The following is a 22,907-nucleotide window of genomic DNA, read 5'->3' on the forward strand; positions in this document are numbered from 1 at the left end:
TCAACTTGCAGACACTCTGCGCGAAGCTTTATTATCACTCCAATTGATTGGAGACATAATGACTATCAAAGAAAGTGATTTCCGCAAAATCGACCTCAATTTGTTGATTGCCTTTGCGGTGTTATTTCGCGAACAAAGCGTGTCGCTGGCGGCGGATAAACTGCATCTTGGTCAGCCTGCAGTAAGCGGGTCACTCGCCCGCTTGCGGGAAATGTTTGACGACCCGTTGTTTATTCGCAGCGGTCACCGCATGCAGCCTACCGCGCGAGCAACAGAACTGCACACCGAGCTGATGCCACTGCTTGAGCAGTTGCAAAGCGCACTGTTCCAGCAGGCAGATTTCAATCCCGCCAACGCCAAAGCGACGGTCACTATCGGTATGACAGATTGGGTGGAAATGTGGCTGATGCCGCGTCTGGTGCCTGCATTGCGTGAACATGCTCCCGGCGTGCGTTTGAATGTGGTTGCAAGCGACCCGTTTACCGATGCGCAGCGTCTGGAAGGGGGTGACCTGGATATGGCAATCAGCGTGGCAAATCAGTCAGCGCGCTGGATGGAACGCGAATTATTGGCGTCGATGCCGTTTGTTACGCTCTGGCACCCCGCGCAGTTACAGCTCGATACCCCGCTGTCTGCGGAGGTTTACGCTGCACAACAACACGTGTTGGTCAGTTACCGTGAAGCCGCCAGCAGTCATATCGATACGCTGTTAGCGAAACAAGGTCTGAAGCGGGAAATTAGCTACACCACGCCGCATTTTTCCGCGTTGCCCGGTCTGCTTAGCAAGATGCCAACGCTTGCAACGGTGCCGCAGGGTTTATGTGAGAACTGGCTGCAAATATGGGGGTTACAGAGCAGCCCCGTCCCGCTGGAGATGGCCCCGTTTGACGTGGCGCTGCTGTGGCATCAGCGCCATAACAGTGATGCGGCGCTGATGTGGGTACGCGGGTTTATCAAGCGGTTAGTGGTGTAATTCCCCCCCCCCTCATCCCAGCCTTCTCCCCAGGGAGAAGGGGAAAACCATACCGATTCTCTCCTGGATGAAAGGGGAAAACAAAACAATTCCCTCTCCTGGATAAAAGGAGACAACAGAACAATCCCCTCTCCCTGATAGTGAGGGAGAAACTGGACAATCCCCTCTCCCCGGGGAGAGGGTTAGGGTGAGGGCATCCCGACTAAAAACTCAGCGCTTCAAACTCCCGCCGTTGGTCGCAATCACTTCTTTATACCAGTTGAAACTTTTCTTACGCGAACGCGCAAGCGTGCCGTTGCCCTGATCATCACGATCCACATAGATAAAGCCGTAACGCTTCGACAGTTCCGCTTTTGACGCGCTCACCAGGTCAATCGGCCCCCAGCAGGTATAGCCCAGCACATCGACGCCATCTTCAATCGCTTCGCCAACTTGTACTAAGTGATCGTTAAGATAGCTAATGCGGTAGTCGTCATGCACCGTACCGTCAGCCTCGAGCTTGTCCTTCGCCCCTAAACCGTTTTCAACAATAAACAGTGGTTTTTGATAACGGTCCCAAAGCTTATTGAGCAGAATGCGCAAGCCAACAGGGTCGATTTGCCAGCCCCATTCGGAACTCGCCAGATGAGGGTTTGGCACCATGTTCAGAATGTTGCCACGTGCTTTAGCATTGAGCTCTTCATCTGCGGTGACGCAGCCGGTCATGTAATAGCTAAACGAGATAAAATCGATGGTCGATTTCAGCGCGTCGCGGTCGCTATCTGAGATCTCAAGCTTAATGTCATGGTCACGGAAATAACGCAGCATATAGCCCGGATAGCTGCCACGGCACTGCACATCACCAAAGAACAACCAGTTACGGTTTTCCTGCATGGTTTGCAGCACGTCTTCCGGCTTACAGCTCAGCGGGTACACCAGGCCGCCCAGCAGCATGTTGCCAATTCGGGCATCAGGAATGATTTCATGGCAGGCTTTTACCGCCAACGCACTCGCCACGAGTTGATGATGAATCGCCTGGTAAATCTCAGCTTCGCTGCTCGTATCTGGCAGCCCAACGCCGGTCATCGGCGCATGCAGTGACATATTAATTTCGTTGAAGGTCAGCCACAGTTTCACTTTGTTCTGGAAACGGGTGAAAACACTACGTGCATAGCGCTCAAAGAAAGTGATGACTTCGCGGTTGCCCCAGCCGCCGTAGTTTTTCACCAGACCCCATGGCATTTCGTAGTGAGACAGCGTCACCATCGGCGTGATGTTATGTTTTGCCAGCTCATCAAACAGGCGGTCGTAGTAAGCCAGCCCCGCTTCATTTGGCTGGGTTTCATCACCCTGTGGGAAAATGCGCGTCCAGGCGATGGAAACACGCAGGCAGCTAAAACCCATTTCCGCAAACAGCGCGATGTCTTCCGGGTAGCGGTGATAAAAATCGATAGCCGTGTCTTTAATGCCAAAATCACCCGGCTTACGCTCGACTACGTCACCGAACACGCCATGCGGCTGAACGTCGGACGTTGAAATCCCCTTCCCATCTTCACGCCATGCGCCTTCTACCTGATTTGCGGCAATCGCGCCGCCCCACAGAAATTTCTCAGGAAATGCTTTCATCTACTTCTCCTTGGTTTAGCGGCTTACCGTCAGGAACGGCGCACCCGAATCAATTGAGAGATCGTTTGTCATGCGCGTCACCGCGCGGTACTCGTCGCTGTTACTGATAATCACAGGCGTTGCCAGGTCGTAACCCGCATCGAGAATGGCCTGCCGGTCGAACTCAATCAGCAGATCACCCGGCTTAATTTTGTCGCCCACTTTCACGTGAGCGGTGAAGAATTGTCCGTCCAGCTTCACGGTATCAATGCCGATATGTATCAACATTTCTATGCCGCTATCGCTGAGCAATCCAATGGCATGACGTGTCTGGAATAGCGAGGCAACTTCACCATGGAACGGTGCGATAACCTTGCCGGTCAGCGGGATAATCGCCGCCCCGTCCCCCAGTAAACCGCTGGCGAAGGTGGAATCTGGCACCTGATCCATCGCCAGCACCGTCCCGCTCATCGGGGAGAGAATGTCGTTTTCAGCGACCTGCGCAATGACGGGCACATCGGTTTCGGTGCGTGGCAAACCGGCAACCCAGGTCAACGCACAAGCAATAATGAGCGCGAGAACAGTCCCGATAACCGCACCCCAGACGCTGGCATCCACGCCCCCAGGAGGGATCATTTGTGCCAGGGTAAAGATATTGGCAAAACCAAACGAATAGACGTTGCTGTGGCTAAATCCAACAATTGCGCCGCCAATCCCTCCGGCGATACAGCCGAAAATAAACGGGCGACGATGAGGCAACGTGACGCCATAAACCGCAGGCTCGGTAATGCCGAAGATACCGGCGCTGACGGCTGAGCCCGCCAGCATTTTCAAACGGGTATCACGTGTGCGCAGGAAAATCCCGAGGCACGCGCCAACCTGCCCCATAATCGCCGGAAGCAGCAGCGGCAACAGCGTGTCGTGTCCAAAAACGGAAAGATTGTTGATCATCAACGGCACCATGCCCCAATGCAGGCCGAAGATAACGCACACCTGCCAAATGGCCCCCATCACCCCACCCGCAAGCCACGGTGCAAAGGCATAGATTGCTTCATAACCGTGAGCCAGCAACTGGCTTAACCAGGTTGCCGCCGGGCCAATCAGTAGAAAGGTCAACGGCACAGTAATCGCCAGGCAAAATAGTGGGGTGAAGAAATTGCGTATCGCAGACGGCAGCACGCTGTTGCTGCCTTTTTCTATCCAGCAACTCACCCAGGCGGCGAATAAAATCGGGATCACCGATGAGCTGTAGTTGATAAAGGTAATGGGGATGCCCAGGAAGTGTTCTGTGACCGCCCCCGCCTGGTTAGCCGCATCAAATGCCTGTAGCACCACCGGATGGGTTAATGCTCCACCAATTGCCATAGTAATAAATGGGTTGCCGCCAAATTTCTTACCTGCGGTGTAACCCAGTGCCAGAGGGAAGAAGTAAAACAGCGCGTCACTGGCGGCAAACCACAGCTTATAGGTGCCGGTATCAGTAGATAGCCAGCCGAAAACCACGGCCATGGCGAGCAAGCCTTTGAGGATACCGGAGGCAGCCATGACACCAATAAACGGCGTGAACACAGCCGAAACAAGATCAATCAAGCGACTAAAAATACTGACCTTTTCAGTAGAAACGTGCGATGGCTGGTCGCTATCTTCGGTAATGCCAGCTTCGGCGCGTACCGCGTTGTAAACATCATTAACGTGATTGCCAATCACCACCTGGAATTGACCGCCACTTTCAACAACCATAATCACGCCAGGATTCTTTTTGAGCGCCTCGGCATTTGCCTGTTTCGAGTCTTTGAGCTTAAAACGCAAGCGCGTGGCGCAATGGACCAGGCTTGCGATATTCTCCCGCCCACCGATATGGGTCAGAATATCTCTCGCAACCTCTTGATATCCCATAATTGTTTCCTTTCACTTTTCAGCGTATGTGTCTGAGTAATAATCAAAAAAAAACCTGAGTCCGGCATCCCGCGAGGGAAGCCAGAGCTCAGGTTTTGCCTGCCGAAGCAGTAACAATCCGTTTTATCCGTCATACTTAGAGCCGCAGATGCGTTGACTGCGACTCGTATTATTTTGGGTAAATATTTTTTAAGCCGTCAGGCTTTCTTTAAACTGTCTTTACGCACCCGCTCAATATGAATCGCCAGAAACATAATCTCTTCAGTGGTCAATTCGCGCTGATATTCAGCCACCAAATGACGGTTTAACTTTTCCGCGCAACGCCACGCCAGTGGATAATTGTCTTTCACTGCGACATGCAGCGTCGCGTCATCATCAGCCACAACGTTACGGTTAAGCATTCGTTGGGCGAAAAACTTAAGATGCGTGACAAACCGCTGGTAGCTCAAACTCTCTTCGTCATATTCCAGCGTTAACTGGTACTTCACGATGTGCAGAATTTCCTGCATCACGCGGGTGACGTGCATCACTTCAGGCATTTCACTGTTCAGTTGCGCGGTAACCAGATGCAGTGCGATAAACCCCGCTTCATCTTCCGTCAGTTGCACATCCAGCCGTTTTTCAATGATGGCCAATGCTTCCTGGCCGAGTAAAAACTCTTTGGGATAGAGGCGCTTAATTTCCCACAACAGCACATTGCGGATAGCGACGCCCTTTTTTTGCCGCTCGATAGCAAAGTGGCAATGGTCGGTCAGCGTGATGTAGAGGCTGTCCTGTAATTTACCCAGTCGCTGGCGAGAAAGCTCAATAATACGGTCGCAGGTCGTCATCACTTCCAGCGGGATTTGGCTTAATAACTCACCTAAACGCGCCACCAGTTCATCGCTTTGCAGAGCAAAAACTTTCTCAATTTTGTCCTGTTCGAGCAGCGCACCCACCTGTTTCTGAAAGGCCAGCCCGCGCCCCATCACAACTTGCTCACGCCCGTTTTCGTCCAGAATCACCACTACGTTGTTATTGAGTATCTTGGCGATCTTCATCTGTACCCCAGAAACAAAAAAACCTGATCTCCGACCGGGGCCAGAAAATCAGGTTTTGCCTGCAGAAGCAGTAACAATCCAATTCGATAAATCTACCAGCTTCGCCAGGCTCCACAACCTGCCGGTTGGAAAAGCGTGATACGGATCGCTATCTACGGTTTTACGGTGACGATCAGGCTGCGATACTGTTTATCTAACTGCGGCGCATTCCACTGGCCGTCAAACGGCGTCCAGGTGATGTAGCCTTTGTTTAGCCAGCCGGTATCGGTGTCAGCCAGAGTCGGAGCTAATGCATCGCTGCTCATCAACTGCTGTGCTTTGCCATCTTCCAGAATCTTGTAAGAGAGCTGTGGTTGCGGATGCTGTTCGTTCCCCACGATTTTCACCCCGTGAATGGCACTTTTTTCAATCGGGGGATAATTGATACTCAGCCCTGAACCCGCGGGCAATAACGGTTTTCCTGGCTGCCATTTTGCGCCAAGGGAATCCACCAGCGTCACCACATAATCCACCGCTTCCGGCCAGTATTTATGGGTTGAAGGCCATTTCGCTTTCATCTCTTCTTCGCTAAAGATATAGCCGATACTGGCCGCAATGGCCGGGTAACCATAACGCACGGCGCGCGCTGCGGCTGCAACCGTTCCGGAATTAAGCTGCGCCGCGCCGGTATTCGGCCCATCATTGACGCCGGAAATCACTAAATCAGGCGGGTTATCTTTCAACACGCCAAACAATCCAAAATCGACGGAATCAGCCGGTGTGCCAGGGAAGCAATAGCGTTTTTCCGCGACCTTTTTCACATCGAAAATTTTATTCGGTTTAAAGGTGATGGCTGTCCCAATACCACTTTGGTTTGTTGCGGGAGCCACCATCCAGACGTCATAACCCTTGGCGGTCAATTTTTCCTGAAGGGACGTGGTGCCCACCGACTCGCAACCATCATCATTGACGATAAGAATACGCATTGGCCGATCGACTGCATGAGCAATACCGCAAATAAATGGCACCAATACGATGGCCAGAAGATATTTTTTCATTGGTTATTTCCTTATATGTGATGAATCAGAACAAATTAAATTTATATTCAACCCGTAAAGCCGCACCAATCCCTTTTGCTCGATTAAAGTTTCGCTTATCATCGGTTAGCGACGGTGTTTTTTTAGGCGTTAATTTCCATGAATAACTGGGTCCAACGCCCGCAAAAATACTGAATCCTTTAATAGCTTCTGGTGACCATAAGAAGTAACCGCCATATTCCCACTCTTTGAGCGCTACATTTTGATATTCGACACCGTAACCATAGTTACCGTAAATTCCCGCCATCAACTCCGGCGAAAACTTATATTGGCTATAGGCATAAATCATCTGCTCGCCGTCGTTAATATAATCGTTACCTTCACCATCCGCCGGGCTATTAAATGCGCCGCGACTGTTTTTACCGAAATGCCAGTAAAAATTACCCAGACCATTATCGAGCGGCGCGCGGGTTTTAGACCAACCAATGCCGGATTCCGACCCTCCATATTGATAGCCTAGTTGCAAATAGAGATGTTCTGCATCGTCGTTAAATGACCGCGTCCCTTCCCAGGCACTTAAACCCCGGTTGTAGTAAAAGACACCTTTGGTCAGCAAACTGAATTTATCCGTCACCGGCAGGCGGGCGTTAGCTTCAATGCCATGACGCAAAAGATAGTCTTTTGCTTCGCCCATCACATACGTGATTCTCGTCCCCTTTGACGGCGACCAGGTTGCGTCCCCGGTCGCGATATAGTCAATTTGTTGACCACTTGAAAGCGTCATAAAACGCCGTTTTTCCGGTTCGTCACGTTCAGAAAAACGCGTAACAATCGCGCCGCGAACGGTGAAATCATTCCACGCTACTTCTGAGCTGATACCTTCCCAGGTGCTGGGCGTGGCGCGGCTATGGGAGGAGGTGAGCGTGCCGAACTTATACATATCTTTCCAGCCCGCCCACAGATAAAGATGCTGCGCTTTATCGCCCCAGCGACCTTTGCCGTAAATCTGCCCGAGCTTGTTAAACCCTTCTGCATGGCCGTTATTATCGCGCACCAAATCTCGGCCGTAGAACGCGTCATTGGCGTACAATTTTGCGACGCCGTACCAGGAGGCATCCAGACCCACAGTGTCCCAGATCCAGCCACTTTCCCAGTTCAGATGCACCGCCTGAGCCCAGGCGTTCTGGTCGCCGACACCCTGGTCGGCAAGCTGATCGGTGGTATTTAACATCCAGACGTTTTGCAGGATGAGATCCATATGGCTGCTTTCAAAGAAGCCGCCGGTCGAGAAATTCGCAGCATTTGCCAGAGGCATAAAACTGCATCCAGCCGTCAGAATAACCAGAGGTATTGATTTTGTTTTTAAGAACATAATTAACATCCTGTCATTACATTTACTTCAGGGAATCGCTATTACCCTTTCCTTTAATTAACAACAGGCATGTGCACTTATTCACTCATATAAAAAGTGACAAACAAAAAGCAAAAAAAAACCTAATCACCTGACACCCCAAAGGGTATCAAATGATTAGGTTTTGCCTGTCAGACAGTTACAATCCTGTTATCAATTGTTGGCAACGCTAACATCGCAATTGCGATTTATCCAGAGGCAAATAATACTAATACTCTGAAGTGTGAGTCATGTCTTAAAAGAGGTGTAATTAGAGTGAAGGCATGAATGGTCATTAAATACATTCATGCCGAAAATAAATCATAACAATGCTATAAACGCTGAATAGCCAGCGCAATCTCTTTTGATGTTTTTAATGCGCGGATTTCGCTAAAAAGATCGGTTGCCTCAATATATTCTTTACGCAAATAACCCAGCCACTGTTTGATACGTGCGACATGATACATTCCGGTATCACCCTGCTTCTCAAGTTGGCTATATTTTTGCAGTAATTTCACTACGCCCGGCCACGGCATACGCGGCTCGTTGTATTTAATCACGCGGCTTAAATTTGGCACGTTGAGCGCACCGCGTCCGATCATCACAGAATCACAGCCCGTTGTGGCCATGCAGTCTTGTGCGCTTTGCCAGTCCCAAATTTCACCGTTAGCAATCACCGGAATCGACAAGCGTTTACGGATTTCACCAATCGCCGCCCAGTTAATACGCTCGGCTTTGTAGCCGTCTTCTTTGGTACGCCCGTGTACCGCAAGTTCAGTGGCACCGGCCTGTTGAACGGCATCAGCAATTTCAAACTGGCGCGCATCGCTGTCCCAACCGAGGCGGATTTTAACCGTCACCGGTAAATGCGCGGGCACCGCTTCCCGCATCGCTTTCGCGCCACGGTAAATCAAATCGGGATCTTTCAGCAGCGTAGCTCCGCCACCGCTGCCGTTAACCAGTTTGGACGGGCAACCGCAGTTGAGATCAACGCCCCAGGAACCGAGTTCCACCGCGCGAGCTGCGTTTTCTGCCAGCCATTGCGGATGCTGCCCCAGCAACTGAATACGCACCAGCGTACCTGATGTCGTACGGCTGGCGTGATGAAGCTCCGGGCAAAGTTTGTGAAATGATTTTACCGGTAAAAGCTGATCGACCACGCGCAGAAACTCGGTGATACACAAGTCGTAGTCATTAACCTCAGTCAGCAGTTCACGAACCAGTGAGTCGAGAACCCCTTCCATTGGCGCGAGCAGTACACGCATAGTGTTTTCCGGTAAAAAAAAGAGGCGCTATGTTAGCACCTCTTGATTGAGTCTTAAAACTACCCTCACCCCGACCCTCTCCCTCAGGGAGAGGGGGAAGATCAGCCAGTCTCCTCTCCTGATGCCAGGGGAGAAAACCGGTCAGTCCCCTCTCCTGATACCCGGAGAGAAAATCAGCCACTCCCCTCTCCTGATACCAGGGGGAGAAAACCGGTCAGTCCCCTCTCCTGATACCCGGAGAGAAAATCAGCCAGTCCCCTCTCCTGATATCAGAGGGAGAAAACCGGTCAGTCCCCTCTCCTGCGGGAGAGGGTTAGGGTGAGGGCTTAACGATTAGTTTGAAGCCGCTGGCTTACGCGGTGGACGACGACGTCCGTTAGCACCCGCAGGTTTTGGCGCACCATCACCTTGTGGACGTGATGGACGGCGCGGCGCATTACTGCGATCCGACGCTGCACCGCCGCCATTGCCACCACGACGTTGCCCCTGGCCTTGACCGCTGCCGTTTCCACGACCGCCGCCACGCTGTTGCTGGCGACCATTAACGATCGGTTCAGCAGGAATGGATGGATCCACTTCATAGCCTGGGAGTGCCATACGCGGAACTTCGCGCTTGAGCAGGCGCTCGATGTCGCGCAACAGTTTGTGTTCATCAACACAAACCAAAGACAGCGCTTCACCCGTTGCCGCTGCACGACCAGTACGACCAATACGGTGCACGTAATCTTCTGGTACGTTTGGCAACTCGTAGTTCACAACATGTGGCAACTCTTCGATATCAAGGCCACGTGCCGCGATGTCCGTTGCAACCAGCACACGAATGCCACCGTTTTTGAAGTCAGCCAATGCACGCGTACGAGCGCCCTGGCTCTTGTTACCGTGAATTGCCGCCGCGGTGATACCGTCTTTACCCAGCTGCTCTGCCAGGTGGTTCGCACCATGTTTGGTACGGGTAAACACCAGCACTTGCTGCCAGTTACCTTCGCCAATCATCTGGGACAGCAGTTCTCTTTTACGTTTCTTATCAACGAAATGAACGTGTTGAGTGACTTGCTCAGAAGCCGTGTTGCGGCGCGCAACAGACACTTCTTCCGGGTTATGCAGCAGTTTTTCTGCCAGCCCTTTGATGTCGTCCGAGAAGGTCGCGGAGAACAGCAGGTTCTGGCGACGTGCTGGCAGTTTGGCCAGTACGCGACGAATATCGTGGATGAAGCCCATGTCCAGCATGCGGTCAGCTTCGTCCAGTACCAGGATTTCGACCTGGTCGAGTTTCACGGCGTTCTGGTGTTCCAGATCTAACAGACGGCCCGGTGTTGCCACCAGCACATCCACACCGCTACGCAGTTTCATCATCTGCGGGTTAATGCTCACGCCGCCGAAAACCACCAGCGAGCGGATATCTAAATATTTGCTGTAGTCACGCACGTTTTCGCCAATCTGAGCGGCAAGCTCACGGGTTGGCGTCAGGATCAGCGCGCGCACCGGGCGGCGGCCTTTGGCGTGCGGTTCTTTATTGACCAGGCGCTGTAACAGCGGCAAGGTAAAACCTGCCGTTTTGCCGGTGCCGGTTTGGGCACTGGCCATCAGGTCACGACCTGCTAAGACGACCGGGATCGCCTGGCGTTGAATAGGGGTAGGCTCACGATAGCCCTGCTCTTCCACTGCACGCAGAATATCGGCGTTCAGGCCGAGAGAATCAAAAGACATAGGTACTCCAGAATCGCCCTGACCGCGAGGTGCGGTGTAGTTTCCAGGGGTTCGTATGACGCCAGTCATTCTGGCGCAAGAGAGGGGCACAAACCACGGTGCCGTAAGCCGCGCAGTGTAACAGGTTTTGTGACTTTGCGCACAAATTCTATTTTCCGACGCATTCACAAGATAAATACCACGGACTAGACAGATATAGGCATCAAGCCTACTCTTAATCAATCGATTGATTAACTTTTTTAAGAGGTCGGTATGAATGCGACACCGGCACCTGTCACGACCCGTGGTGAACAGGCAAAAAAGACACTGATTGCTGCGGCACTCGCGCAATTTGGTGAATACGGATTACATGCCACCACGCGCGATATCGCCGCACTGGCCGGGCAGAACATTGCCGCTATCACCTACTATTTTGGCTCGAAAGAAGAGCTGTATATGGCCTGCGCGCAATGGATAGCCGATTTCATCACGCGTAATTTTAAGCCTCACGTTGAACGCGCCGAGGCCATTCTCAGCCAACCGCAAGTCGATAAGTCACAGATTCGGCAGCTGATTCATACGGCATGCAATCACATGATTATCCTGCTGACTGCCGATGAGACGCTTAATCTCAGCAAATTTATCTCTCGCGAGCAGCTCTCGCCAACGCCTGCTTATCAGCTCATTCACCAACAGGTGATTGCGCCAATGCACACACATCTCACCCGCCTCGTCGGGTGTTATACCCATCGCCACCCGGATGACACCGAAACGATTCTCCATACTCACGCGTTGCTCGGGCAGGTGCTGGCATTCCGTCTGGGGCGAGAAACCATTCTGCTTCGTGCCGGATGGACTGCCTTTGATAGTGAAAACGTTAAAAAAATCAGTGATGTGGTGGGCAGCCATATCGACTTCATTTTACAAGGGTTAGCTTGCCAACAAGGAAACAACGGCAATGAAAAGTAAGAAACCGATCATTATCGTCGCAATTGTGGTGTTGATTGCAGCAGGGATTGCCGGCTGGATGTGGTACCAAAGTCAGCAGGATAAAGGGCTGACGCTTTATGGCAACGTTGATATTCGCACCGTGAATTTAAGCTTCCGCGTCGGCGGGCGTCTTGCGGCTTTGCAGGTGGATGAAGGGGATTCGATTAAAGCCGGTGAAACCCTGGGCGAACTGGACCAGGGGCCGTATCAAAACGCGCTGCTTCAGGCTCAGGCCAATGTCGCGGCAGCACAGGCCAAGTTTGACCTGATTATCGCCGGTTATCGTGACGAAGAAATCGCACAAGTTGCAGCCCAGGTGAATCAGGCTCAGGCGGCGTACGATTACGCGCAGAACTTTTATCAACGCCAGCAGGGTTTGTGGGCACGACGCGTGATTTCCGCCAACGATCTGGAAAATGCCCGTTCATCAAGCGATCAGGCCAAAGCGACGTTAAAAGCGGCGCGCGATAAGTTAAGCCAATACCGCACGGGTAACCGCCCGCAGGAAATTGCTCAGGCGCAGGCCAGTCTGCAACAAGCGAAAGCTCAGCTTGCTCAGGCGCAACTGGATTTGCAGGACACCACGCTCATTGCCCCATCGGATGGCACTTTGCTCACCCGGGCTGTTGAACCCGGCAGTATGCTCAATGCCGGAAGCACAGTATTAACCCTCTCGCTCACACGCCCGGTTTGGGTACGCGCTTACGTTAACGAAGTGAGTCTGAACCAGGCGAAACCAGGCACCGAGCTGTTGGTTTATACCGATGGCCGTCCTGATAAGCCGTATCACGGCAAAATTGGCTTCGTCTCCCCTACCGCTGAATTCACACCGAAAACCGTCGAAACGCCAGATTTGCGCACCGACCTGGTGTATCGCCTGCGGATTATTGTCACGGATGCCGACGACGCGCTACGCCAGGGAATGCCTGTCACAGTGAAATTCAACAGCGAGAAACCGCATGAATAGCCAGGATGGCATCATCCACCTGCAAGGGTTGATGAAACAGTTTCCAGGCCAGGACAAACCGGCAGTGGCCAGTCTGAATTGTGAGATCCTCACTGGCGCCGTGACAGGCCTGGTTGGCCCGGATGGTGCAGGAAAAACCACACTGATGCGTATGCTCGCGGGTCTGTTAAAGCCCAGCGCAGGAAGCGCTACGGTAATTGGCCTGGACCCGGTGAAAGACGACCGCGCCCTGCATGCTGTTCTGGGATATATGCCGCAAAAATTTGGCCTGTATGAAGATTTAACGGTGATGGAAAACCTGAATCTGTATGCCGATTTGCGTAGCGTCACAGGGCAAGAACGTGAAGCGACGTTTAAGCGGTTGTTGGATTTTACCGCGCTGGGCCCGTTTACCTCGCGCCTTGCGGGGAAGTTATCCGGCGGGATGAAACAAAAACTCGGCCTCGCCTGCACCCTGGTCGGCCAGCCTAAAGTCCTGTTGCTTGATGAACCCGGTGTTGGCGTTGACCCGATTTCGCGCCGCGAACTGTGGCAAATGGTGCATGAGCTGGCCGGTGACGGCATGTTGATTCTTTGGAGCACTTCGTATCTCGACGAAGCCGAGCAGTGCCGCGACGTTTTGCTCATGAACGAAGGCGAACTGCTGTATCACGGCGCGCCGAAGGAGTTAACCCAGCAAATGGCTGGGCGCTCGCTGCTGGTGAGCCATCAACAAGAAAATAACCGTAAGCTACTGCAACGCGCGCTTAAATTGCCGCAGGTCAGCGATGGTGTGATTCAGGGGCGTTCGGTTCGCCTTATCCTGGCAAAAGAGTCGACGGTTGACGAACTCAGCCAGGCGCTCAACCTCACTCCTGAAAGTATTTCGCAAACCGAACCGCGTTTTGAAGATGCGTTTATCGATCTGCTGGGCGGCGCGGCAACACAAGAATCTCCGCTGGGTAAAATTTTACATACTGTGGAAGGCTCACAGGGCGAGACGGTTATCAAAGCGGAAGCGTTAACCAAAAAGTTTGGTGATTTCGCCGCCACCGATCACGTGGATTTTACCGTCCAGCGCGGCGAGATTTTCGGCCTACTAGGGCCAAACGGCGCTGGAAAATCCACCACATTTAAGATGATGTGCGGGCTGCTGGTGCCCACATCCGGTAAAGCGCTGGTACTGGATATGGATCTAAAAACCAGTTCCGGGAAAGCCCGCCAGCACCTGGGTTACATGGCGCAGAAGTTTTCGTTGTATGGCAACCTCACCGTCGCGCAAAACCTGCGTTTTTTCTCCGGCGTCTATGGTCTGCGCGGCAAAGCGCAGGAGGAGAAAATTAACCGTATGAGCGAAGCGTTTAGCCTGCAACCGATGATGAACAGCGCCACGGATGCGCTGCCGCTAGGGTTTAAACAACGTCTGGCACTGGCGTGTTCATTGATGCATGAGCCAGATATTTTGTTTCTCGATGAGCCGACTTCAGGCGTCGACCCCATCACCCGTCGTGAATTTTGGTTGCATATCAACAGCATGGTGGAAAAAGGCGTCACTGTAATGGTGACCACTCACTTTATGGATGAAGCGGAATATTGCGACCGGATTGGGCTGGTTTATCGCGGCAAGCTGATTGCCAGTGGCACGCCGGATGATCTTAAAGAGCAAGCCGCCGACGACGCGCAAACTGACCCGACAATGGAACAGGCATTTATTACGCTTATCCATCAATGGGATAAGGAGCACGAACATGAGCGAGCATAATCAGGCCGTTTCCTGGCGACGGGTTCGCGCCCTGTGTGTGAAAGAGACGCGTCAGATTGTGCGTGACCCCAGCAGTTGGTTGATTGCCGTGGTGATCCCGCTATTGCTGCTATTTATATTTGGTTATGGCATCAACCTCGATTCCAGCCGCCTGCGCGTCGGGGTTTTGCTGGAGCAACAAAGCGAAGAGGCGCTTGATTTCGCTCACACCATCAGTGCCTCCCCCTACATCGAGCCGACCATCAGCGACGATCGCCAGCACCTGATTCAATTAATGCAGGCGGGGAAGATTCGCGGCCTGGTGGTTATCCCGACTGATTTTGCACAAAACATGGCGCGCGCGGGTGCGACTGCGCCCGTTCAGGTGATCACCGATGGCAGCGAACCGAATACCGCGAACTTCGTGCAGGGTTATATGGAGGGAATTTGGCAAATCTGGCAGCAACAGCGGGCAGAAGATCGGGGTGAAAAGTTTGAACCGCTGATAGACGTGCAGTTGCGCTACTGGTTTAACCCCGCGGCTATCAGCCAGCATTTTATTATCCCCGGAGCGGTGACCATCATCATGACGGTGATCGGCGCGATTCTTACTTCGCTGGTGGTGGCGCGTGAATGGGAGCGCGGCACCATGGAAGCGCTACTCTCAACCCAGGTGACCCGCACCGAACTGCTGCTGTGCAAACTGCTGCCCTATTACGTGCTGGGAATGTTAGCGATGCTGCTGTGTATGCTGGTGTCGGTGTTTATTCTCGGCGTGCCGTACCGCGGTTCACTATTGATTTTATTCTTCATCACCAGCCTGTTCTTACTCAGCACCCTCGGCATGGGTTTATTAATTTCCACGATTACGCGTAACCAGTTTAATGCCGCGCAGGTGGCGCTCAATGCCGCATTCTTGCCGTCGATTATGCTGTCCGGTTTTATCTTCCAGATAGACAGCATGCCGGCGATTATCCGTGCGGTGACCTACGTCATCCCGGCGCGTTATTTCGTCAGCACGCTGCAAAGCCTGTTTCTGGCGGGGAATATTACGACCGTGTTAGTCATCAACATCCTGTTTTTAATTGCCTCAGCGGTGATGTTTATCGGCCTGACGGCGTTGAAAACCAAACGCCGTCTTGATTAAGGAAGGCTATGTTTTATCGACTCTGGACGCTGATCCGCAAAGAACTGCAATCCCTGTTGCGTGAGCCGCAAACCCGCGCGATTTTGATTTTGCCCGTGGTGTTGCAGGTGGTGCTGTTTCCGTTCGCCGCAACCCTTGAGGTGACGAACGCGACCATTGCCATTTATAACGAAGATAACGGCAGCCATTCCGTAGAACTCACCCAGCGTTTTGCCCGCGCCAAAGCCTTTAGTCATGTGTTGCTGCTGAAAAGCCCGCAGGAAATCCAACCGACTATCGACAACCAGAAAGCGCTGCTGCTGATTCGCTTTCCGGCAGAGTTTTCCCGCGATATTGCCAGCCAACAGCAGGCCAAATTGCAAATCATTCTGGACGGGCGAAATTCAAACAGTGCGCAAATTGCCGCAAATTACCTGCAACAGATTGTGAAGAATTACCAACAGGAACTGATGTCCGGCCAACCAAAACCGAACAATAGCGAGCTGGTGGTGCGCAACTGGTATAACCCGAATCTGGATTACAAATGGTTTGTGGTGCCGTCACTGATTGCGATGATAACGACGATTGGCGTCATGATTGTCACCTCGCTTTCCGTTGCCCGTGAACGCGAGCAAGGGACGCTCGATCAACTGTTGGTTTCCCCACTGGCGACCTGGCAGATTTTTGTTGGCAAAGCCGTCCCCGCGCAAATCGTGGCCATTGGTCAGGCAACGATTGTGCTGGGTGTCGGGATCTGGGGTTATCACATTCCGTTTTCCGGCTCGCTGTTGCTGTTTTACTTCACGATGCTGATTTACGGGTTGTCGTTGGTAGGCTTTGGTTTATTGATTTCGGCGCTCTGCTCAACGCAGCAGCAGGCGTTTATCGGCGTGTTTGTCTTTATGATGCCGGCCATTTTGCTCTCGGGTTATGTATCGCCCGTCGAGAACATGCCGGTATGGTTGCAAAACCTGACGTGGGTGAACCCGATTCGGCATTTCACCGACATCACTAAGCAGATTTATTTGAAGAACGCAAGTTTTGATATTGTCTGGGGAAGTGTGTGGCCACTATTGGTCATAGCAGCCACCACGGGTTCAGCGGCGTACTGGATGTTTCGTCGCAAAATTGCCTGATGTTTTATCTTTGGCAAGCAGCGAATAGATTATCGGGCCTGCAATCATCGCAAGCCCTGCGCCTGCAATAAGGAATTTATTTTCGACGACGCGTGACAACAGCCACAACGCAATCATCGCTGAACCGAAATACCAGGTGGTGGTCAGCTCTTCAAGAAAATCACCAATATCGCGTAAGCGCCCTGTGCGAACACTTTGCAGGGCGAACATCAGGATAACTGTCGCGATATACAGCAAACATAACCCAATGCCGACCGGTATGAGGGTGGCGGTTTTCCAGCCAACGAGCAGCGCACAAAGCACAGAAAGATGCAGCATAATTTGCCAGCAGCTCAGGCCTGTTTTCACTTGTACGCGTTGTTGCCATTTCATTATTTCTCTCCTGGCCACTATTTCCTATCCTTCAGAGTACCGCAGTATGCGGAAAATTCCGTAACCCGACACCTATTTGTGACAGAGACTACACTTTATTTTCATCGGGATGTTAACAATGCCGGGAGAAGCATGGGTAATAAGACTCAGCACTTTTCTTTTAAAGTGCTCACAATTAACACACACAAAGGCTTCACCGCGCTCAATCGGCGTTTCATTTTGCCGGAGCTGCGCGATGCGGTACGCGCCGTTTCCGCCGATATTGTCTGCTTGCAGGAAGTGATGGGTGCCCACGAAGCACACTCCCTGCGGGTAGAAAACTGGCCGGAAAGCAGCCATTACGAATTCCTCGCGGATAGCATGTGGAGTGAATTTGCCTATGGCCGCAATGCGGTTTACCCCGAAGGCCATCACGGTAATGCGGTGTTGTCGCGTTTCCCCATCAGCCATTTCGTCAACCGCGATATCTCGGTCGAAGGTCATGAAAAACGCGGCATGCTGCACTGCCAGATAAACCTTCCTGGCGCGAACATTCGTGCGCATGTCATTTGTGTGCATCTCGGCTTACGTGACGCCCACCGCCAGTCGCAACTCAACATGCTTTGCCAACTGGTGAATGAACTTCCTGAAGGAGAGCCTGTAGTGGTGGCCGGTGATTTCAATGACTGGCAACAACGCGCAAGCCATCAACTCAAGCAAACCGGGTTAGATGAAGTATTTACCCGCGCACAGGGTCGCCCGGCACGTACCTTCCCGGCCCGTTTTCCTGTGCTTCGGCTGGACAGGATTTACGTTAAAAATGCCTCTGCCAGCGCCCCGACAGCCCTCCCGTTACAGCATTGGCGGCATCTATCCGACCATGCGCCATTAGCCGTGGAGATTCATATATGAAAAATAACTGGCGCGATGGCAACCGTATTTCGTTACTCGAAAACGGCGATCAGTTTTTCCCTGAAGTGTTTGACGCCATCAGCAATGCGCGTAGCAAAGTAATTCTTGAGACATTTATTTGGTTTGAAGATGATGTTGGGCGAAAGCTACATGAAGTGATACTGACTGCCGCTTCTCGTGGCGTGAGCGTAGAAGTGTTGCTCGATGGCTATGGCTCACCCGATTTAAGTGACGAATTTGTCAGCCAACTGACCACTGCGGGTGTGAAGTTCCGCTACTACGACCCTCGCCCATTACTCTTTGGCATGCGCACCAACCTGTTCCGCCGTATGCACCGCAAAATCGTGGTGGTCGACGGCACCGTTGCGTTTGTCGGCGGCATTAACTACTCCGCAGAACAAATGAGTGATTACGGCCCAGAAGCCAAGCAAGATTATTCAGTCAAAGTCGAAGGCCCTGTGGTGGAGGATATTTATCAGTACGTTATTTCCAATCTGCCTGGACACGACGTTAAGCGTCGCTGGTGGCGGCGTCATCGCAATCCAGCCCAGGAAAACCTCACGCCAGGTGAAGCGCAAGCCCTGTTCGTCTGGCGCGACAACAACCAGCATCGCGATGATATCGAACGCTACTACCTGAAAATGCTCAGCAAAGCGAAGCGTGAGGTGATTATCGCCAACGCCTATTTTTTCCCGGGATATCGCCTGTTACATGCCATGCGCAAGGCTTCACGCCGAGGCGTTTCAGTACAACTGATTGTGCAGGGCGAACCGGATATGCCGATTGTCAAAGTAGGCGCACGCCTGCTGTACAACTATCTGGTGCGTTCGGGCGTGAAAATTTATGAATATCAGCGGCGTCCGCTGCACGGCAAAGTGGCGCTGATGGACGACCACTGGGCAACGGTCGGTTCCAGCAATCTTGATCCGCTGAGTTTGTCCCTCAATCTGGAAGCCAACCTGATTATTTATGATCGAAATTTCAATGAGGCGCTCAGTCAAAATCTCAACGGCCTGATTGCGCAGGACTGCAAACCGGTTGATGAGTCGATGATCCCCAAACGTACATGGTGGAATCTGGGTAAAAGCGTGCTGGCGTTCCACTTTTTGCGCCACTTCCCGGCAATGGTTGGCTGGCTTCCCGCGCATACGGCAAAACTTGCGCAAGTGATGCCGCCAGAACAGCCGCAACTCGAAACCCAGGACAGGGTTGAGACGGAGTGAAATATTAATGTCGCATTCGCATCCCAAATGGCGAAAAGCAAAAAAAGTCCTCACCTGGCTGTTTTTCGTTGCCGTCATTGTGTTGCTGGTGGTGTATGCAACGAAAGTAGACTGGCAGGAAGTTTGGCAGGTGATTCGCAATTACAACCGTACGGCACTGTTTAGCGCAGTCGGTCTGGTTATTCTGAGTTACCTGATTTATGGCTGTTACGATCTGTTAGCACGCGCGTACTGCGGGCATAAATTAGCAAAGCGGCAAGTCATGCTGGTGTCGTTTATCTGTTATGCCTTCAACCTGACGCTCAGTACCTGGGTGGGGGGTATTGGAATGCGCTACCGGCTTTATTCGCGTCTCGGCTTGCCCAGCGCGACCATTACTCGCATCTTTTCATTAAGTATTTCAACTAACTGGCTGGGTTACATTCTGCTGGCAGGCGTGATTTTTACCATGGGCGTAGTGCAATTACCGGCTCACTGGTACATCGATGAGACAACGCTGCGGATTTTAGGTGGCGTACTGCTGGCGTTTATAGCGGTTTACTTGTGGTTTTGTGCCTTTGCAAAGCATCGTCACATGACGATAAAAGGCCAGCGTCTGGTGCTGCCGTCGTTTAAATTTGCTCTGATTCAACTGGCTATTTCCAGTGCCAACTGGATGGTGATGGGCGCGATTATCTGGCTGTTGCTGGGCCAGGAAGTTCATTATTTCTTCGTTTTAGGCGTGCTTTTGGTGAGCAGTATTGCCGGAGTGATTGTGCATATTCCTGCGGGGATTGGCGTGCTGGAGGCGGTATTTATCGCTTTACTGGCAGGCGAGCATATCAAGAATGGCACTATTATTGCTGCACTTCTGGCTTACCGATTGCTCTACTTTATTGCCCCGCTGTTGCTGGCGTTGGTTTGCTATTTATGGCTGGAGAGTCGAGCGAAGAAGATGCGGGTGAAGAATGTAGAAAGACTCGGGTAAAACAACCCTCACCCCAGCCCTCTCCCTGAGGGAGAGGGGGTTGTTCAGCTTTCCCCTTCTCCTGAGGGAGAGGGAACTGTTCAGCTTTCCCCTTCTCCTGGGGGAGAAGGTCGGGATGAGGGCGACAAAACTAACGGCGGTTGCCGAAAATACGCAACAGCATCAAGAACAGGTTGATGAAGTCGAGATACAGCGTCAGCGCACCAAGAATGGAATATTTGCGCATGGTTTGCGTATCACGGGTATCAATTTGCTCGCCAATGTTTTTCAGCTTCTGCGTGTCGTAAGCTGTCAGACCCACAAATACGATTACCCCGATATACGTCACCGCCCACATCAGCGCAGTGCTTTCTAGCCACATGTTCACCAATGAAGCCAACACAATACCAATCAGCGCCATAAACAGCATATTGCCAAAGCCGCTCAGGTCGCGCTTGGTGGTGTAGCCATACAGGCTCATGGCACCGAACATCCCGCCTGCAACCACAAACGTACTGGCGATAGATGAATAGGTGTAAACGATAAAAATGCTGGAAAGCGTCAAGCCAGTGAGTGCCGAATACAGCATAAACAAGCTGGTTGCCATACCCGCGCTGAGTTTATGCACCATGCCGGAGAGCACAAACACCAGCCCCAACTGCACGATGATCAACCCGAAGAAAGTGATTTTGCTGGAAAAGACGAATTCCATCACAGCTGGCGTATTCGCAGCATACCAGGCGACAAATGCCGTCAGTAACAGGCCGCAGGTCATCCAACCATAAACTTGTGCCATATATGCCTGCAAGCCCGTGCGCGCTTGCTGGACAATAGTGTCATTGGAACGTGGGAATCGATCCATGATGCTTCCTCTTTGTATTACGTTAACCGGATTTCAGGCTTTACAGCCTACCATGTTTAAGATTAACACAACTCCAACAGGGTGCCTGTTACCAGCGTTTCGCCGCCTGTTTGTCGGTATCGCGCGCTTCGACCCAACGATCGCCATCAGAGGTGGCTTCGCGCTTCCAGAATGGGGCTTTGGTTTTCAGATAATCCATAATGAATTGTGCGGAATCAAACGCGGAACTGCGATGCGCGCCGGTCACCCCCACGAACACAATTTCATCTCCTGGCCACAACTCGCCAATACGGTGAATTACGCTGACACGTTGTAGTGGCCAGCGCTTGCGGGCTTCCTCGACAATTTCTGCCAACGCTTTTTCTGTCATTCCTGGATAGTGCTCAAGTGTTAATGCACTGACGCTATCGCCAAGATTGTGATTGCGCACTTTGCCGGTAAACGTCACAACGGCACCGTCTTCATCACATTGCGCGAGCCACTGGTACTCATCACCGACGTTAAAGTTTTCATGGCTGACGCGGATTCGTGTGTTTTCCATTTCAGCCTCCGGTGACTGGCGGAAAGAACGCTATTTCATCGCCGTCGTTAAGGGGATGGTCAAAGCTCACCAACGTCTGATTGACCGCCGCCAGCAGTTTGCCGGACTCCAATGCCAACGCCCAGCGCTCGCTTTTGGCCGCAAGAGCCTGGCGCAGTTGTTCGACATCGCTGAACGTGGCATCGAGTTGCAGACGATCGCAATCAACCAGTTCGCGCACCTGGGCAAAAAACAGGACGTTAATCATTGCTGTCCACCTTGCTCTGCGCCTTAAAGTCACCTGATTTACCGCCGCTTTTGGCAAGCAGCCGCACCGGGCCAATGACCATGTCTTTCTGCACCGCTTTGCACATGTCGTAAATGGTTAACGCAGCCACCGATGCGGCGGTTAGCGCTTCCATCTCAACGCCGGTTTTACCGGTAAGGCGGCAGACAGATTCGATGCGTACGCGATTATGCTCTGGCTCAGCGGCCAAATTCACTTCGACTTTGCTGAGCATTAGCGGGTGGCAAAGTGGAATCAAATCCCAGGTGCGCTTAGCCGCCTGAATCCCGGCGATTCGCGCCGTGGCAAATACATCACCTTTATGATGACTGCCTTCAATAATCATCGCCAACGTTTCGGCTTTCATGGTGATAAACGCTTCGGCACGCGCTTCACGCACGGTTTCAGCTTTGGCGGAGACATCGACCATGTGCGCTTCGCCAGCGGCATTAATATGAGTCAGTTGCGACATAGTTTATTTCTTGAGATGTGGATGGAAATTACAAGGGCGCACGCGAGCATCCAGTTGTGGCTGGATGATATTTTCCCATGCGGTATGACATGCCTTGGTGGAGCCTGGCATGGCGAAAATCAGGGTGCGATTTGCGACACCGGCCAGTGCCCGAGATTGCAGCGTCGATGTACCGATTTCTTCAAAAGAGAGCATGCGGAAGATTTCGCCAAAGCCTTCTATTTCGCGGTCAAACAGTGGCAACAGTGCTTCAGGAGCCTGGTCACCATCGGTAAAACCGGTCCCTCCGTTGATGAGCACCACCTGCACTTCGTCATCAGCAATCCATTGGGAAACTTGCGCGCGAATGGCGTAGCGGTTTTCTTTCACAATCGCTTTGGCGACCACTTTGTGACCCGCGTCAGTCGCGGCTTCACGTAAATAGTGACCTGAGGTATCGTCGTCTTCACCGCGGCGGCTTGAAACAGTCAGAATGGCGATATGCACCGGAATAAATTCACTGCTCACCTGGCTCATTGGTATTTTCCTTTTTATCTGGTTTTACCC

General features: G+C 52.2%; 22 protein-coding genes. 9 read left to right on the forward strand and 13 right to left on the reverse strand.

The window, feature by feature from the left end; all coding sequences use genetic code 11:
• The first annotated feature begins 58 nt into the window (after window positions 1–58).
• The gene (locus RHD99_RS17085; RefSeq protein ID WP_309875430.1) at window positions 59–973 is read left to right on the forward strand and encodes a LysR family transcriptional regulator; all 915 of its coding nucleotides are present in this window, start codon (window positions 59–61) and stop codon (window positions 971–973) included.
• A gap of 210 nt (window positions 974–1,183) precedes the next feature.
• On the opposite strand, the gene RHD99_RS17090 is transcribed toward RHD99_RS17085, so the two are convergent.
• The 7 genes from RHD99_RS17090 to rhlE all read right to left on the reverse strand — a co-directional run bounded on the left by RHD99_RS17090 (window position 1,184) and on the right by rhlE (window position 10,871).
• Window positions 1,184–2,578, reverse strand: a complete 1,395-nt coding sequence (locus RHD99_RS17090) for a glycoside hydrolase family 1 protein (protein WP_309875432.1) — start codon at window positions 2,576–2,578, stop codon at window positions 1,184–1,186.
• Window positions 2,579–2,593: 15 nt separating this feature from the next.
• Window positions 2,594–4,453, reverse strand: coding sequence for a PTS beta-glucoside transporter subunit IIABC (gene bglF / locus RHD99_RS17095; RefSeq protein WP_309875434.1), 1,860 nt, complete (start codon window positions 4,451–4,453; stop codon window positions 2,594–2,596).
• Between the two features lie 197 nt (window positions 4,454–4,650).
• Entirely contained in the window at window positions 4,651–5,493 is an 843-nt protein-coding gene (gene licT / locus RHD99_RS17100; protein ID WP_309875436.1) for a BglG family transcription antiterminator LicT, read from the reverse strand.
• Between the two features lie 152 nt (window positions 5,494–5,645).
• Complete coding sequence (surE, locus tag RHD99_RS17105) at window positions 5,646–6,530, reverse strand: 5'/3'-nucleotidase SurE (RefSeq protein WP_309875438.1); 885 nt, start codon at window positions 6,528–6,530, stop codon at window positions 5,646–5,648.
• 25 nt (window positions 6,531–6,555) lie between these two features.
• Entirely contained in the window at window positions 6,556–7,881 is a 1,326-nt protein-coding gene (locus RHD99_RS17110; protein ID WP_309875440.1) for an OprD family outer membrane porin, read from the reverse strand.
• Window positions 7,882–8,231: 350 nt separating this feature from the next.
• Entirely contained in the window at window positions 8,232–9,164 is a 933-nt protein-coding gene (dusC, locus tag RHD99_RS17115) for a tRNA dihydrouridine(16) synthase DusC (protein WP_309875442.1), read from the reverse strand.
• A 333-nt stretch (window positions 9,165–9,497) separates the two neighbouring features.
• On the reverse strand, window positions 9,498–10,871 hold the full coding sequence (rhlE, locus tag RHD99_RS17120; RefSeq protein WP_309875445.1) for an ATP-dependent RNA helicase RhlE: 1,374 nt from the start codon (window positions 10,869–10,871) through the stop codon (window positions 9,498–9,500).
• 252 nt (window positions 10,872–11,123) lie between these two features.
• Between rhlE and cecR the strand changes: the two genes are divergently transcribed.
• The 5 genes from cecR to RHD99_RS17145 are packed head-to-tail and all read left to right on the forward strand — an operon-like array spanning window position 11,124 to window position 16,789.
• Complete coding sequence (gene cecR / locus RHD99_RS17125) at window positions 11,124–11,819, forward strand: transcriptional regulator CecR (RefSeq protein WP_183271025.1); 696 nt, start codon at window positions 11,124–11,126, stop codon at window positions 11,817–11,819.
• On the forward strand, window positions 11,809–12,807 hold the full coding sequence (gene hlyD, locus RHD99_RS17130) for a secretion protein HlyD (protein ID WP_309875449.1): 999 nt from the start codon (window positions 11,809–11,811) through the stop codon (window positions 12,805–12,807). Before cecR ends, hlyD begins: the two co-directional genes overlap by 11 nt.
• Window positions 12,800–14,548, forward strand: coding sequence for an ATP-binding cassette domain-containing protein (locus tag RHD99_RS17135; RefSeq protein WP_309875451.1), 1,749 nt, complete (start codon window positions 12,800–12,802; stop codon window positions 14,546–14,548). The genes hlyD and RHD99_RS17135 overlap by 8 nt, the downstream gene beginning before the upstream one ends.
• On the forward strand, window positions 14,535–15,674 hold the full coding sequence (locus RHD99_RS17140) for an ABC transporter permease (RefSeq protein WP_309875453.1): 1,140 nt from the start codon (window positions 14,535–14,537) through the stop codon (window positions 15,672–15,674). The genes RHD99_RS17135 and RHD99_RS17140 overlap by 14 nt, the downstream gene beginning before the upstream one ends.
• Before the next feature lie 8 nt (window positions 15,675–15,682).
• Complete coding sequence (locus RHD99_RS17145; RefSeq protein WP_183271029.1) at window positions 15,683–16,789, forward strand: ABC transporter permease; 1,107 nt, start codon at window positions 15,683–15,685, stop codon at window positions 16,787–16,789.
• On the opposite strand, the gene RHD99_RS17150 is transcribed toward RHD99_RS17145, so the two are convergent.
• The gene (locus RHD99_RS17150) at window positions 16,751–17,161 is read right to left on the reverse strand and encodes a YbhQ family protein (RefSeq protein ID WP_309875456.1); all 411 of its coding nucleotides are present in this window, start codon (window positions 17,159–17,161) and stop codon (window positions 16,751–16,753) included. The genes RHD99_RS17145 and RHD99_RS17150 overlap by 39 nt on opposite strands.
• Before the next feature lie 132 nt (window positions 17,162–17,293).
• Between RHD99_RS17150 and RHD99_RS17155 the strand changes: the two genes are divergently transcribed.
• The 3 genes from RHD99_RS17155 to RHD99_RS17165 are packed head-to-tail and all read left to right on the forward strand — an operon-like array spanning window position 17,294 to window position 20,242.
• Complete coding sequence (locus RHD99_RS17155) at window positions 17,294–18,052, forward strand: endonuclease/exonuclease/phosphatase family protein (RefSeq protein ID WP_309875458.1); 759 nt, start codon at window positions 17,294–17,296, stop codon at window positions 18,050–18,052.
• On the forward strand, window positions 18,049–19,275 hold the full coding sequence (gene clsB, locus RHD99_RS17160) for a cardiolipin synthase ClsB (protein ID WP_309875460.1): 1,227 nt from the start codon (window positions 18,049–18,051) through the stop codon (window positions 19,273–19,275). Before RHD99_RS17155 ends, clsB begins: the two co-directional genes overlap by 4 nt.
• A gap of 7 nt (window positions 19,276–19,282) precedes the next feature.
• The gene (locus RHD99_RS17165; RefSeq protein ID WP_309875463.1) at window positions 19,283–20,242 is read left to right on the forward strand and encodes a lysylphosphatidylglycerol synthase domain-containing protein; all 960 of its coding nucleotides are present in this window, start codon (window positions 19,283–19,285) and stop codon (window positions 20,240–20,242) included.
• 130 nt (window positions 20,243–20,372) lie between these two features.
• Here the strand turns inward: RHD99_RS17165 and RHD99_RS17170 are convergent, their stop codons facing one another.
• The 5 genes from RHD99_RS17170 to moaB form a co-directional block, all read right to left on the reverse strand.
• Window positions 20,373–21,083 (reverse strand): Bax inhibitor-1/YccA family protein, encoded by a 711-nt coding sequence (locus RHD99_RS17170; RefSeq protein ID WP_309875465.1) that lies wholly within the window; start codon window positions 21,081–21,083, stop codon window positions 20,373–20,375.
• 88 nt (window positions 21,084–21,171) lie between these two features.
• A complete protein-coding gene (gene moaE / locus RHD99_RS17175) occupies window positions 21,172–21,624 on the reverse strand; it encodes a molybdopterin synthase catalytic subunit MoaE (protein WP_309875467.1) in 453 nt (150 codons plus the stop codon).
• Window position 21,625: 1 nt separating this feature from the next.
• Window positions 21,626–21,871 (reverse strand): molybdopterin synthase sulfur carrier subunit, encoded by a 246-nt coding sequence (gene moaD / locus RHD99_RS17180; RefSeq protein WP_309875469.1) that lies wholly within the window; start codon window positions 21,869–21,871, stop codon window positions 21,626–21,628.
• Window positions 21,864–22,361 carry a cyclic pyranopterin monophosphate synthase MoaC gene (gene moaC / locus RHD99_RS17185; protein ID WP_309875471.1) on the reverse strand — a complete coding sequence of 166 codons (498 nt, stop codon included), beginning with the start codon at window positions 22,359–22,361 and terminating at the stop codon, window positions 21,864–21,866. The genes moaD and moaC overlap by 8 nt, the downstream gene beginning before the upstream one ends.
• Before the next feature lie 3 nt (window positions 22,362–22,364).
• A complete protein-coding gene (gene moaB / locus RHD99_RS17190; RefSeq protein WP_183271037.1) occupies window positions 22,365–22,877 on the reverse strand; it encodes a molybdenum cofactor biosynthesis protein B in 513 nt (170 codons plus the stop codon).
• Window positions 22,878–22,907: the final 30 nt, after the last annotated feature.

It is taken from the genome of Buttiauxella selenatireducens (assembly GCF_031432975.1).
In the GTDB taxonomy this organism is placed as follows: domain Bacteria; phylum Pseudomonadota; class Gammaproteobacteria; order Enterobacterales; family Enterobacteriaceae; genus Buttiauxella; species Buttiauxella selenatireducens.